A 13,236-nucleotide genomic window follows, 5' to 3' on the forward strand; every position below is an offset into this window, starting at 1 on the left:
GAGTCTATCATGTCCAAACTGACACTCAAGGAACTTTCCAAACAGGAGGAACTCTTAAGCGGAGGGCACAGACTCTGTGCCGGGTGCGGCGCTTCCATTATCGTCCGCCAGATCCTCTTGGCCGCCGAGGACCCCGTGGTCGTGACGAGCGCCACCGGGTGTCTCGAAGTGGCCACGACCATCTTCCCCTACACTGCCTGGAAGGTCCCCTTTTTCCATTCAGCCTTTGAAAATTCCGCCGCCACGGCGTCCGGTGTTGAGGCCATGTATCAATCCCTCAAAAAACAGGGAAAGATCAAAGAGAAAATCAAGTTTATCGCCTTCGGCGGTGACGGGGGGACCTACGACATCGGTTTCCAGTCTCTTTCGGGAGCACTGGAGCGGGGTCATGATTTTACCTATATTTGTTACGACAACGGGGCCTACATGAACACCGGGATTCAGCGGTCGAGTTCGACCCCGATCGGCGCTGCGACGACGACCAGCCCCGCCGGTAAGGTGGTGCCCGGCAAGATGCAGCACCGGAAGAACCTGACGAAGATCGTGGAGGCCCACAATATCCCCTACCTGGCCCAGGCAAGTCCCTCCAAACCGATGGATCTGATGAAGAAGGTTCGCAAGGCCCTGGCCACGGAAGGTCCCTGTTTTCTGAACATTGTTTCCCCCTGCAACCGGGGATGGCGTTCCGCCCTGGATGGAGCGATCCGGGAATCCCAGCTTGCCGTCGATACTTGTTTCTGGCCCCTGTATGAAGTCGAAGAGGGGAAGGTGAAGATTACCTTTAAACCGAAGGAGAAAAAACCGATCGAAGAGTGGCTGAAGGTCCAGGGGCGTTTCAAACATCTCTTCAAGCCGGAAAACGGATGGATCATCGAAAAAATGCAAAAAAGGATCGACCACGACTGGGAAAAACTTCTGGCCCGCCATGAGGCGGATCAGCCCGTGAAAGAGTAGAGGAAAAGAGAGGGGAAATTAAATGATTGTAATTTATCTAACTCCATGTTATATATAATATATTAGCAATTTCGCCGATCCGCCCCAATCTTACGAGCCCTTCTTGAAAGAGGGTCCATTCAAGAGGTTCACCATGGCTGCACAAAACACCAACCTGGTCCTTTACGAAGAGGATGTTGTCAGGATAGAAGAAGAGATCGCCAGACTTCGTCAACAGACAAACTCCAACCTTATTTTTCTGGTGGACCGGGACGGCCAGTTGATCGCTTCCTGTGGGGACAAGGAAGACCTCGATACCACGTCGCTTGCTTCTCTGACGGCGGGGAATATCGCCGCCACGGGAGGGATGGCAAAACTCATTGGGGAAAAAGAGTTTTCCATTCTCTTTCATGAGGGGGAGCGGGACAATATTCACATCTCTATTATCGCCAAACGGGTGATTCTCGTGATCATTTTCGACCAGCGTTCTTCCCTTGGCATTGTCCGTCTCCGGGTCAAAAAAAGCTCGGAGACCCTGGCCCGTATTTTTGAAGAGGTCCAGCAGAAGAAAGAGAAAGAGGGACAGGACGCGGACGGCCTCGGCTCACCGTTGGAAGAAATTACCGATGAAGATATAGACCGGCTTTTCGGGTAAGCAAACCAACGATTAGAGGGTAAGCATGTCTTTCATCAACTATTCCTCCCGAGAGATCAACTGCAAGATTGTTTACTACGGTCCGGGCCTGGGCGGCAAGACCACGAACATCCAGTATATCTACGACAAGACCAATCCCGAGGCCAAGGGGAAGATGATTTCCCTTGCCACGGAAACGGAACGGACCCTCTTCTTCGATTTTCTCCCGCTGGCTCTTGGGACGATCCGGGGGTTCAAGACCCGCTTTCATCTCTATACCGTTCCGGGGCAGGTCTTCTACGATGCCAGCCGGAAGCTGATCTTGAAAGGGGTCGACGGCGTGGTTTTTGTGGCCGACTCGCAACTGGAGCGGATGGATGCCAATATGGAAAGCGTTGAGAACCTGAAAGAAAACCTCATGGAGCAGGGGTATGACTTGGCCAAAATCCCCTATGTGGTTCAGTTCAATAAGCGGGACCTGGACAATGTCGCCACCGTGGAGGAACTGCAGAAGGCCCTGAACCCGATGCAGGTTCCGTGGTTTGAGGCGGTTGCTCCCGGTGGAAGCGGAGTTTTTGAGACCCTCAAGGCTGTGGCGAAGCAGGTCCTCATGCAGTTGAAAAACGGCGGAGGGAACTGAAAAAAAATCCCAGGGCAAAACCGGCGTGCATTACGCCCGCTTTTTTTGAACGGTTAAGGTGCTTGTCATTTTCTCGATAACCTTGAAATATTCTGTCGGTGCAGTTTTTCCCGGAGTTTCTTCAGCCGGTCGATTCCCCCTTTGATACGAAAGACCTCTTCCATCATTGCCTGGGTATTATCGGCCCCGGCAAAAGCCCAGTCCACCTCTTCCTCTTCATGGACCTGGAAATCCCCCCGGTTGTTTTCATTACGCAGGAGATGTTCGATGACCGGTCGTGCAGCGGTTACAAGGGTTTCCAGAAACCAGATCTCCTGCTCCGTGAAGGGGGTGTTGCTCCGGGCGGAACAGAGCAGGAGTGTCCCGACGCTTTCATCTTCGGCAAGCACCGGGACAAGAACCAGCGACCGATAAGGTGTCTCTTTGAGATACCGCCGAACGAAGACCATGATCGGCTCCGTTCCAACATCGGGGATTACCAACATCTCCCGGCTGTTTAAGACCTCAATCATCTCCGGATACCTTTGCAGATCGATCTTAAGGTGCTGTAGCGCCGGGTTGTCACTGGAAGCTTCGACAATACCGGTCTTCCGGTCTTCATAAACGCGGACAAAAGAACATCGGTCGACCCCCATAATTTCAGCCACATTCAGTACCAGCGTAAAGAGCATGTCATGAACCGTTTCTTTCGCATAGAGGGAGTGGATCATCTCCTGGATCAGGTAGAGTCCTTCCCTTTCACTGCTCAACCGGGCGAACCGTTCCCACAACTCCAATTGCCGTTCCACCCGGGCCAGCAGATCGAGCCTTTCCACCGGTTTTGCGATCAAATCGTCCGCTCCCGACTGCAAACCCTCCAGGGTACAGAGGTCTTTCTGCTCTGCAGCCATCAGGATCAACGGGATCTCCTGCATGGACGGAATCATTCGTAACTGCCGACAGAGGTGGAGACCATCCATTCGCGGCAGCTCGGTGGCGGCCAGCACCAGGTCCGGCTGGAAGCGAATCAACTTCTGCAGACCTTCTACCCCGTCAGAGGCTTCTTCCAGAGAATAGGGATAGGCGGACATGATCTCCCGGATGCGGCTCCGTGCACGGGTATCGGAGTCAATGACGAGAATGCGGGTATAATCGATCATAGCGGTCTCTCCATTGCTATTCGGATCGAAACACGGGAGTGAATCGAATTCACCGGAAACCTGATGATACGAAAGAGATCTTTCGGATGGATGAGAAATGAATGGAATGAAATTATCGGAGGTGTTTGCATCACTTATTTTCGGCAATCGACCAACCATTTAAGGTTGTCGACTTTGCGCCCCGTCCTTTCGGAAACCGGTTAGCCATTTTCGTTATAATGATATTTTAAGTATAGCTTATTTGATGCGGCTGGACAATTAAATTAATGCCGGGTTTCTGTCGCCTTCGGAGGTCCCACAAAGCAGAAAGATCGGCATTTTATAAATAATTTTATAAACGAAATCAATGAGATAGATGAATCACGCCGGAAATCGCAGGTTTGTCATTATTCTGGGGAGGAATCTTGCAAATTCAATGGTTTTTTTTGAGTTGTAGCGGATCGTTTTCTGAGATATGAATGGAGAAAAAGTTCAGTCGAAGAGGTGAAGAGATGGATTTCAGAACCCGGGAAGGACGGATGGAAGCTCTCGTACTCAGGAACAGTCGTCCAGCCTGGATTATGCTGTTGGTCCTCCTTCTGTTATTCTGTATGGCGATCAAATCCGCCGGGGCAATCCCTCTGCCGAATGAGGCCTGGGGAAAACTGTTGGCCGGGTTTGTGCATGAAGGTCGTGTCGACTACGATGGGATCGAAGCTCACCCTGCACTTCTTCAGCAGAGCCTGAAGGAGTTTTCCCGAATTACCCGCCGGGTATATGATAAATGGTCCAGGGAACAACAGCTCGCCCACTGGATCAACGCCTACAATCTTTTCACCGTCAAGGCGGTTGTTGATCATTATCCGCCGAAGGGATGGAACTTCCTTTACCCAAGGATCAGTATTCGTCAGATCAGCCGGGTCTGGGACCGGAAGGAATACCGCACAGCGGGAGAACGGCTCTCCCTGAACCGGATTGAGCATCAAATCCTTCGTCCTCTCTTCCGGGAACCGAGAGTCCACTTTGCCTTGGTCTGTGCCTCCCTGGGGTGTCCCCCCCTCCCTGCTCAACCCTATACCGGGGAGAACCTGGAGGTCATGCTCAACCGGCAGGTGAGGATCTATCTTGACGATACCGACCATGGACTTCACTGGGACCCTGCCACGCGGACACTCTCCCTGTCACAAATTTTCTCCTGGTTCGGGGAAGACTTCCGGGGTTACACGGAAAGACACCGCCTCTTCAGAGCTCTGCCGGCAAAACAGAGAAATGCTCTGAATTTCGTGTGGGAATACCTTCCGGAGCGGATCAGGAAATCGTTGACAGCGGAACCGTTCCGGATACATTATATGAAATATGACTGGTCCCTGAATGGCCGTCCATAATGACTCTTTCTTAATTTGCCCGATTACGGAAACCACCATCGTCGAAAAGGGACGATCCCTTGACGGAACCATTGATCCAATCACAAATCCATTTCGGCCGGGAGGTTCTGAGCGATTTTTCCCGGTCAACCGCACTGGAATGGATTGAAACGAACGGGCTGGGCGGTTATGCTTCCTCCACGGTGGTCGGTGCAAACACCCGCCGTTATCACGGCCTTCTCGTTGCCGGCGGCGAGGGGTTCTCCCGTTACGTCCTCCTCTCCAAACTGGAAGACTTTCTCATTACCCGCGGCATTCGATACAACCTGAGCAGCAATCAATACCGGGAGACGATCCATCCCGGCGGACATCTGCTGCTCGACGGTTTCGACCGTTATCCCTTTCCGACCTTTCATTACGATCTGGAGGGAGTACGGATCAAAAAGGAAATTTTCCTCCCCTACGGCCAGGAGACCGTGGTTATTCTCTACACGATGCTGAGTCCGGGGAGAGCGGGGAGGCTCCATGTCCGTCCGCTCATTGCCTTCCGCGATGCTCATGCCCTGACCCGCGAAAACCCGGTTCTGGACAATACCGTCATCATGGGAACCGGCAAGGTTTCGATTCATCCCTATCCGGGAATGCCGACACTGACCTTTTACCATCACCGGGGGACCTTTGCCGGTCCATCCTACTGGTACCGGGATTTTCATTACCCCCGGGAACGGGAGCGCGGCCTGGAAGATGTGGAGGATCTTTTCAGCCCGGGTGAGTTCGTTCTGCCTCTTACCAACAACCATCCGATTGCCCTTGTCATTACCGCCGGGGAGAGTGACCCGCAGTCCGCACACCTCCTGCGGGAAAAGGAACTCCAACGGAGACGGGACCTTCTCCTTTCCCTGCCCGTGCGAGACGAGGTCACCGAGTTACTGACGCTGGCCGCTGACCAGTTTTTCGTTCGGAGCCGATCTCATCGAAGTACCGTGATTGCCGGTTATCCCTGGTTTGCCGACGGGGGCCGGGAGACGCTGATCAGTTTGCAGGGACTGGCCCTCTGTACCGGACGTCACCGGGATGCCCGGGCGATTCTCCGGGTCACGGCCCGGAGAATACAGGACGGACTGGTTCCCAACCGGACTTTGGAGGGGACCGGAGAAGCGGACTACCGGGCAGCGGACGCTTCGCTCCATTTTCTGATTGCCGTCGACCGGTATCTTTGTGCAACACGGGACGGGGACTTGTTGAAGGAACTTTTTCCGGTTATGGAAAAGATCGTAGCAGCCTACCGTCAGGGAACTCGTTACGGGATTGCCATGGATGCCGGCGACAAGCTACTCCATGCCGGAGTGCCGGGTCTTCCCGTAACCTGGATGGACGCGAAACTGGAAGATTGGGTCGTTACCCCCCGTCAGGGGAAGGCGGTCGAGATCAATGCCCTCTGGCATCATGCACTGCAACGTATGGCGGCCTGGTCGGACGGTCTTGGAATTTCAAGAGACTATGGTTGGCTCGCGGAAGAGGTTCGCCGTAATTTTGCCCGACGTTTCTGGTATGCCGAGGGGGGCTATCTCTATGACGTGATTGATACCGACAACGGACCCGATGCGTCCTTTCGGCCGAACCAGATTACGGCCCTGGCATTGGCTCCTCCTCTGATCGGGCAGGAGCGGGGGAGGGGCATCCTGAAGGCGGTACGCCGACGGCTGCTTACCCCGTTCGGACTGCGCAGTCTTGATCCCGAGGATTCCGCTTACCGGAAGCATTACGAAGGGAGCCCCTGGGAACGGGACAGCGCCTACCACCAGGGAACGGTCTGGCCCTGGTGGATGGGTCCCTTAACTGATGCCTTTCTCCGGTATTGTCCGGAGGAGCTGAATTCTTCCTGGCTCAACCCGTTGATCGGGCAACTTTCGGTTTACGGAGTCGGAACGATCGGTGAAGTCTTCGACGGTGATCCCCCCTACCATCCGGGGGGCTGCATCGCCCAGGCCTGGAGCGTGGCGGAACTTCTGCGGAGCTATCTCTCTCTTCAAGATGTCTTCGGGGGGAAGGGGATGAAAAAAAGTTCTGTTGCGTCCCCCTCGGTTTTGAGTTAGACTGATCAATATAACCGTGTCATTCGATACGCTGGTCCCACCGTCAAGATCACCATATTTCAGGAGGTGTCCCCATGTTTGAGCGTAAAGAAATCTTCCGGAAATCCGAATCGGGAAGCATCCCCATCCCCCGCACCCCTTCCTCCGATACGGGTTTATCCGCCAAGTCGGTCTTCATCGGCCAGTCAATCTTTATCAAGGGAGAACTGACCGGAAATGAAGACATGGCGATTGAAGGAAAAGTGGAAGGACATATTCGGCTCCAGGACCATAATGTCACGATCGGATCGAACGGAACCATTGAAGCGGAGATCTTTGCCAAGAACATCACCATTATGGGAACGGTACAGGGAGATGTCCATGCGGAAAGTCTTGTGGAAATCAAGAAGACAGGAATGCTGACGGGTGACATTGTCGCTCCCCGCGTCATTATCGAAGACGGAGCCCGCTTCCGGGGCAGCATCGACATGGAAACACGGGCCTCCTCTGCGGGGTCGGGTTCTCCGAAGCAGGAGAGCAAGGGAAAAGAGAATACAGCCGCGCTTGCCATCGAAAACCTGAAAACAAAGGCGGAAGCCTCCTGACCGGGGTCTCCGGTAGATCCCGGCACGCTGATGTGCCATTACATGTCCGTCCCCTGGAATGAGCTGGTTTCCTGTATCAAAAGTCCGGCATTGCACAACTTCAACGGCACCGAAAGGTCCCCTTCAGACCCCGTTGCGTACAGTGGAACGGTTCTGTACAATCCTGCATGAAGGCACACGTCCCGCGCTCCTTGACCTGGGCGCCCCGTGCAGTTCCAATATCAACTTCTTCGGGAAAAAAGGATTCAAGATCTTTGTGGAAGATTTTCTGCAGAACTACTGTGAAGCGGGACGGCGGCTCTCCGCTTTGCCGCAACTCTTAAATTACTCCACGGCGGCTTTCGAGGGGGTTTTCTGCTGGGACATCTTTGATTTTCTGCACCCCGACGATTCTCCCCGAATGGCTGAACGCCTGCATGCTCTTCTGAAACCTTCGGGGGGACTCCTGGCCCTCTTTTACAGCCGTGATGATCGGATTCCACGAACGATCTTCCGTCACAAACTCACAGACAGCGGGCAGGTCCTGCACGAAGCCGTTTCGGGAATGGGGGCTCAAGGGCATCGGTATGCAAACCGGGAGATCATGCGGATTTTCTCCGCGTTTGATATCGACAAATCCTTTCACCACAAGAGCGGGTACAGGGAATATCTTTTTCGCAAACGATAGAGGGTTATCGCGAGGGTGTCAGCCCCTTCTGAATCGTTGCCATCGTCTTGATCAAGGGACGATCGGCCCGGATGGCGGGAGGAAGCTGCTGTAGGATTACCTGTCCCTCGGATCGGTTTTCAAAAACCCCGACAAGAAGCGCATAGGCCTTCCTCTTCCCCTCTTGATAGGGGACGAGCATGGCATCCAGGCCGGACGGAAGCCGGTTCATGTCCTGTGCCAGGAGGGCAAGATTTTCCCCGACTTCCACCTGAATGGTGTATTCCGAAGGAGGAGTGTTCTGCAAACGCCGGGTCCATGCGGCCATCCGTGACGCCCGGGTGGGCGGAGAATTCTGCTCCTGCTGTGCCGCGATCGGCGAAGGTCTCAAAAGACGATCCATGAACTGTACCCGCCCGGGTGACAGGAAAAAGATCCCGATGCAGACGGCCAGAACCGTTAGAAAGAGATAAATCAAACCGGTATGGCTTCTATTCTCCGGGGTCTCTGGAGCCTCAACGGCTTCCTCTTCTCCGGAAGCCTCTCCATCCATGCCCTTTTTTGCCTTCTCTTCCGGGGCATTGACCGGCCTGGGGGGGATGGCTTCCTCCATGATCATTTTCTCCGTGGTCGGGGGAAGTTGATCCTGCGCCGGTTCCGTCGTGTCCGAGGCATGAATTCCCTCCGGCGAGACGAGAAAGTCGTTTCCGGCAACCGCTTGCTCTTCCTTTTCGTCTGTCGAATCATAGGAGGTCATTCCCAGGGAACTCCGGGCCGATGCCGTCAGATCGACGACGTCTTCTTCTTCCTCCTTCCGGTCCTTCCGGAAAGGAAATTTAACCAGACTGTGACAGAAAAGAACGAGCAGGGTGCGCAGGGTCGTGGCGCGTTCCAGGCCGGTACTCTCCACAATCGCTTCAATGGAACGGACCCCGTCAATCCGCCGAATGACGGAAAGTTCTTCCGCCGTAAAGTTGAGTTTCTCATATTCCATGAAACGGTCTGTGGGAACGGGAGACTGAGAGAGATCACCGATCATTCTTCCAAGGGTTTCACTGTTCGGAATCTGCCGGATCCCGAACAGCAGCATATTCGAGAAGGAGACCTTGTAACAGTATAAATTCTGCGGCAGAGACCGTTCGTCAAAACGGAACCCCCCTTTCTGCAAGCCGAAGAGACTGAAAAGAATGGTCAGGAACTGACGCCGGGCATAAGCAAAGAGATCCTGTGCCGTAATTATCTCTTCCCGGAGGAGAACCGCCCCGAAACTGTTTTTTGTTCCCCGCTGTGCCAGCAGGGTCTTTTCCTGCTCTTCCCGGGAGATCACCCGGCGGGCGATCAGAAACTCACCGAACAATTCCGACTTCAGGTTTGATCTGGCGGCCGTTGGTACGCCATTTTGCAGAAAGATCCGCTTAATCACCCGGTTACAGGTTACCGTCAAGACCCCGGTTTTTTTTGCGGCCTCCAGGTAGACCAGTAATTTCGGAAAATAGAAATGGTGAATATTCCCCCAGAGCAGAGCCTCCCGTTCGCTTACCTGTGCTTCAGGACCAAACCCCATCCGTCACCTCACTTGAAATCGGGACCCATCATCTTTGATGGTGTCGTAAAAAGTCGTTTTTCGGATTCCGTTCATGGTTCGACAGGCTACCGAGCATGGTGAGCCGGTCGAACCACACGAACGGAATATCAATGGTTCGCCCTGAGCACGCCTGTCCTGAGCTGGTCGAAGGGTCGAAGGGTCGAACGGACTTTTTACGACTTCATCATCTTTGCTTGCGCGTCTAAACCTGATTGTTTATCCAAGAGGTACTTCTTGCAGTATTATTATAATTATATAACAGGTTGGCGATTCTGCCAATAAATGGAATTCCGATAAAGGGGGACCCCCCCTCGGAGGAGGACATACGATTATGAAGGGGATGATTCTCTTACAGGATCTTACGAATTCTCTCCGCCGCTTCCGCCAGCCGTTCCTTTGAGACCGTCAATGCAAAGCGGACATACCCTTCCCCGGAAGGACCGAACCCGTTGCCGGGCGTGACGGCGACCCCGGCCTTTTCAAGGAGGAGCTTTGTAAAGGAGGTGGAGTTGTGTCCCGAAGGAACGGGGAGCCACAGATAGAAGGTCGCTGTCGGCGGATCACAGGTCAGGCCCGACTGCCGCAACCCGGCGATGAGAGTGTCCCGCCGCTCCTGATAGAGGTTCCGCATCCCTTCCACAGCGGACTGGTCCCCGCCGAGGGCCTCGATCCCGGCTTCCTGGACGGCCTGGAAGATTCCGGAGTCGAGATTGGTCTTGATCTTCCCGAGGCCGGCAATGACCGGGGCGGCGCCGCAGACGAAACCGATCCGCCAGCCCGTCATATTGTAGGTCTTGGAGAGGGAATGAAACTCGACGCCGACATCTTTTGCGCCCTCCACTTCGAGAAAGCCGAGAGGTCTTTTCCCGTCATAATACATTTCCGTATAGGCCGCATCGTGACAGACGATGATCTCCCGTTCCCGGGCGAAACGGACCACCTTTTCGAAAAAAGATCTTGAGGCTACGGCGGCGGTTGGATTGTTGGGATAGTTGAGAAAGAGGAGCCGCGCCCGTTCGGTAATTTCAGAGGGGATCCGATCGAGATCGGGAAGGAAACCGTTCTCCCGCAACAGCGGCATCCGGTAGGGTTCCCCTCCGGCCAGGAGGGTCGCGATCTCGTAGACGGGATACCCCGGCTCTGGAACGAGAACGACATCTCCGGGGTTGATGAAGGCAAACGGGATGTGACCGATCCCCTCCTTGGATCCGATGAGCGAGAGGATTTCACAGGCGGGATCGAGGGAGACGTTGAACCGGCGGGCATACCATCCCGCCACGGCCTCCCGGAAAGAAGACATCCCCTGATAAGAGGGATACTGATGGTTTTCGGGACGGTCGATGGCCCGATGCATGGCATCGAGAATATTCTGCGGTGTGGGCTGATCGGGGTCCCCGATCCCGAGCGGGATTACGTCAACCCCCTTGTCAATCTCGGCCTGCTTGAGCCGGTCGAGTTCCGCAAAGAGATAGGGAGGGAGTCCCTTCAGCCGATTCGCGATCTGAAATTGCCTTTCCGTCACAGTTTCTCCTTGTTGTGAGCCATGCTACATTTCCAGTACATCCAGCATGGAATAGAGTCCCGCCGGTTTTCCGACGATCCATTTGGCCGCCCGGACGGCGCCCCGGGCGAAGGTATCCCGGCTGGAGGCCGAATGCACGATTTCAACCCGTTCGCCGATGCCGCAGAACATGACCCTGTGGTCTCCGACGATGTCGCCTCCCCGGACAGCGTGCATGCCGATCTCCTCTTTCGTCCGCGCCCCCGCCAGCCCGTGACGTCCATGGACACAGGCGGTTTCAGGATTCCGGTGGAGGGCCTTTGCGATGACCTCCGCCAACTTCACGGCCGTACCGGAAGGGGCGTCTTTTTTGAAACGGTGATGGGCTTCGAGAATTTCCACATCGTAGTCCGGTCCGAGGGCCGCGGCGATTTCAGGGAGGATCTTGAAGAGGAGATTGACACCCACGCTCATGTTCGGAGCCAGCAGGTGAGGGGTCTTTGCTGCGGCGTCCCGGAAGAGAGCGATTTGGTCGTCTGAAAATCCCGTGGTCCCGATCACCATGGAGATTCCGGCCCGGCTCACCTTGCGAAACAAAGGAAGGGTAGCTTCGGGCAGGGTGAAGTCGATGAATACATCACAGCCGGAAAGAAGATCCTCGACGTTTGTGGACAGCGGGATGCCCTGGGTCCCGATACCGATCAGTTCCCCGATGTCCTTGCCGGCATCGGGATGATCCGTACGCTCCAGTGCGCCGGAAAGACGGATCCCTTCCTCGTCCTGCAACAGCCGGATGATCCGTTGTCCCATTCGTCCGGTCGCTCCCGTCACAACGGCATGAATCATCTCAGGACTCCTTTTCCCGCCGGATTGCGGCGCCCAAGCCTTGGAATTTTTCTTCCATTCTTTCGTATCCCCGGTCTAAATGGTAGACCCGGGAAATGATCGTCCGACCTTGCGCGGCGAGTCCCGCAAGGATGAGTGAAGCGCTGGCCCGAAGATCGGTGGCCATGACGGGAGCCCCGTTCAATCGGTGTACGCCCCGCACGATGGCGCTGTTCCCCTGGACCTTGATGTCGGCGCCCATGCGCCGCAGTTCCGCGACATGCATGAAACGGTTCTCGAAAACCGACTCGGTAATAACGCTTGTTCCTTCCGCCAGGGTCATGAGGGCCATGAACTGGGCCTGCATATCCGTGGCGAAGGCGGGATACCCGCCGGTTTTTACGTCGACCGCCCGGAGCCGTCCCGAAGGCAGAACCCGAAGCTCATCCGGGCCGACCTCCATCATGACGCCCGTTTCCAGCAGCTTCTCCGTCACTGCCTCCAGGTGTGCCGGACGACAACCGGAAAGGGTGACATTCCCTCCGGTGATGGCGCCGGCCGTGAGAAACGTCCCCGCCTCGATCCGGTCGGGCATGACGCTGTAATCCATTCCGCCGAGGGTTTCGACCCCTTCGATTTCAATCCGGTCGGTTCCGGCACCCTCGATCCGGGCACCCATGGAACCGAGGGCATCGGCCAGTTCCCGGACCTCCGGTTCACAGGCGGCATTTTCAATCAGCGTCGTCCCCCGGGCCAGGGTTGCGGCCATCATCAGGTTCATCGTTCCCGTAACGGTGGGGAGATCGAGATAGATCCGTGTGCCCTCTAATCGTTTACTCGATGCGCAGACATACCCCTTTTCGATGCGGAGGCTGGCACCGAGTTTTTCCAGTCCCATGAGGTGGAGGTTGATCGGTCGGGCGCCGATGGCGCACCCCCCCGGAAGGGAGACATCGGCCCGCCCGAACCGGGCGATCAGGGGACCCAGGACCAGCACGGAAGCCCGCATGGTTCGGACCACCTCGTAGGGGGCTTCAAATCCGGTAATCTTCGTCGGGTCGAGGCGCCAGGTGCCGGAAGGGGTCTTGTCGATTTCGACACCGAGTCCTTTGAGAAGCCGCTCCATGGTTGTGACATCTCGAAGATCCGGCACGTTGGAAAGGGAGCAAAGTTCCTGCGAAAGGAGGGACGCGGCCAGGATCGGAAGAGCGGCATTCTTGGCGCCGCTGATACGCACCGTACCCTGCAACGGAATCCCACCCTCAATGATGATTCGTTCCATCCGTTCTTCCCCTCCGGTCCGGTCCTGT

The 13,236-nt window shown here is 55.4% G+C and carries 12 protein-coding genes and 1 riboswitch; of the genes, 7 read left to right on the forward strand and 5 right to left on the reverse strand.

Annotation, left to right across the window (positions count from 1 at the left end):
- The first annotated feature begins 9 nt into the window (after positions 1-9).
- The 3 genes from GXP58_00520 to GXP58_00530 all read left to right on the forward strand — a co-directional run bounded on the left by GXP58_00520 (position 10) and on the right by GXP58_00530 (position 2,207).
- A complete protein-coding gene (locus GXP58_00520; GenBank protein ID NOY52085.1) occupies positions 10-954 on the forward strand; it encodes a pyruvate ferredoxin oxidoreductase in 945 nt (314 codons plus the stop codon).
- 133 nt (positions 955-1,087) lie between these two features.
- Entirely contained in the window at positions 1,088-1,588 is a 501-nt protein-coding gene (locus GXP58_00525; protein ID NOY52086.1) for a roadblock/LC7 domain-containing protein, read from the forward strand.
- Positions 1,589-1,613: 25 nt separating this feature from the next.
- Positions 1,614-2,207: a gliding-motility protein MglA gene (locus GXP58_00530; GenBank protein ID NOY52087.1), complete on the forward strand. Its 594-nt coding sequence runs from the start codon at positions 1,614-1,616 to the stop codon at positions 2,205-2,207.
- Positions 2,208-2,272: 65 nt separating this feature from the next.
- On the opposite strand, the gene GXP58_00535 is transcribed toward GXP58_00530, so the two are convergent.
- The gene (locus GXP58_00535; GenBank protein ID NOY52088.1) at positions 2,273-3,346 is read right to left on the reverse strand and encodes a response regulator; all 1,074 of its coding nucleotides are present in this window, start codon (positions 3,344-3,346) and stop codon (positions 2,273-2,275) included.
- Positions 3,347-3,485: 139 nt separating this feature from the next.
- Positions 3,486-3,562, reverse strand: a riboswitch (cyclic di-GMP riboswitch).
- Between the two features lie 275 nt (positions 3,563-3,837).
- Between GXP58_00535 and GXP58_00540 the strand changes: the two genes are divergently transcribed.
- The 4 genes from GXP58_00540 (at position 3,838) to GXP58_00555 (ending at position 8,036) form a co-directional block, all read left to right on the forward strand.
- Complete coding sequence (locus GXP58_00540) at positions 3,838-4,710, forward strand: DUF547 domain-containing protein (protein NOY52089.1); 873 nt, start codon at positions 3,838-3,840, stop codon at positions 4,708-4,710.
- Positions 4,711-4,769: 59 nt separating this feature from the next.
- Positions 4,770-6,785 (forward strand): glycogen debranching protein, encoded by a 2,016-nt coding sequence (locus GXP58_00545; GenBank protein NOY52090.1) that lies wholly within the window; start codon positions 4,770-4,772, stop codon positions 6,783-6,785.
- A gap of 74 nt (positions 6,786-6,859) precedes the next feature.
- A complete protein-coding gene (locus GXP58_00550) occupies positions 6,860-7,369 on the forward strand; it encodes a polymer-forming cytoskeletal protein (protein NOY52091.1) in 510 nt (169 codons plus the stop codon).
- Positions 7,370-7,511: 142 nt separating this feature from the next.
- Positions 7,512-8,036 carry a class I SAM-dependent methyltransferase gene (locus GXP58_00555; GenBank protein ID NOY52092.1) on the forward strand — a complete coding sequence of 175 codons (525 nt, stop codon included), beginning with the start codon at positions 7,512-7,514 and terminating at the stop codon, positions 8,034-8,036.
- Between the two features lie 4 nt (positions 8,037-8,040).
- Here the strand turns inward: GXP58_00555 and GXP58_00560 are convergent, their stop codons facing one another.
- From GXP58_00560 to murA, 4 genes are all read right to left on the reverse strand, one after another.
- Complete coding sequence (locus GXP58_00560) at positions 8,041-9,579, reverse strand: DUF4388 domain-containing protein (GenBank protein NOY52093.1); 1,539 nt, start codon at positions 9,577-9,579, stop codon at positions 8,041-8,043.
- A gap of 370 nt (positions 9,580-9,949) precedes the next feature.
- Positions 9,950-11,122, reverse strand: coding sequence for an LL-diaminopimelate aminotransferase (locus tag GXP58_00565; protein NOY52094.1), 1,173 nt, complete (start codon positions 11,120-11,122; stop codon positions 9,950-9,952).
- Between the two features lie 24 nt (positions 11,123-11,146).
- Positions 11,147-11,947 (reverse strand): 4-hydroxy-tetrahydrodipicolinate reductase, encoded by an 801-nt coding sequence (locus GXP58_00570; protein ID NOY52095.1) that lies wholly within the window; start codon positions 11,945-11,947, stop codon positions 11,147-11,149.
- A gap of 1 nt (position 11,948) precedes the next feature.
- Positions 11,949-13,208, reverse strand: a complete 1,260-nt coding sequence (gene murA, locus GXP58_00575) for a UDP-N-acetylglucosamine 1-carboxyvinyltransferase (GenBank protein ID NOY52096.1) — start codon at positions 13,206-13,208, stop codon at positions 11,949-11,951.
- Between the last annotated feature and the right edge of the window lie 28 nt (positions 13,209-13,236).

The organism is Deltaproteobacteria bacterium, from assembly GCA_013151235.1.
Lineage (GTDB): Bacteria > CG2-30-53-67 > CG2-30-53-67 > CG2-30-53-67 > CG2-30-53-67 > JAADIO01.

Bases quoted from the DNA above. Each gene is read 5' to 3' on its own strand.
- GXP58_00525 (NOY52086.1), top strand. From the start codon at position 1,088: ATGGCTGCACAAAACACCAACCTGGTCCTTTACGAAGAGGATGTTGTC.
- murA (NOY52096.1), bottom strand. From the start codon at position 13,208: ATGGAACGAATCATCATTGAGGGTGGGATTCCGTTGCAGGGTACGGTG.
- GXP58_00570 (NOY52095.1), bottom strand. From the start codon at position 11,947: ATGATTCATGCCGTTGTGACGGGAGCGACCGGACGAATGGGACAACGG.
- GXP58_00560 (NOY52093.1), bottom strand. From the start codon at position 9,579: ATGGGGTTTGGTCCTGAAGCACAGGTAAGCGAACGGGAGGCTCTGCTC.
- GXP58_00520 (NOY52085.1), top strand. From the start codon at position 10: ATGTCCAAACTGACACTCAAGGAACTTTCCAAACAGGAGGAACTCTTA.
- GXP58_00530 (NOY52087.1), top strand. From the start codon at position 1,614: ATGTCTTTCATCAACTATTCCTCCCGAGAGATCAACTGCAAGATTGTT.
- GXP58_00535 (NOY52088.1), bottom strand. From the start codon at position 3,346: ATGATCGATTATACCCGCATTCTCGTCATTGACTCCGATACCCGTGCA.
- GXP58_00550 (NOY52091.1), top strand. From the start codon at position 6,860: ATGTTTGAGCGTAAAGAAATCTTCCGGAAATCCGAATCGGGAAGCATC.
- GXP58_00540 (NOY52089.1), top strand. From the start codon at position 3,838: ATGGATTTCAGAACCCGGGAAGGACGGATGGAAGCTCTCGTACTCAGG.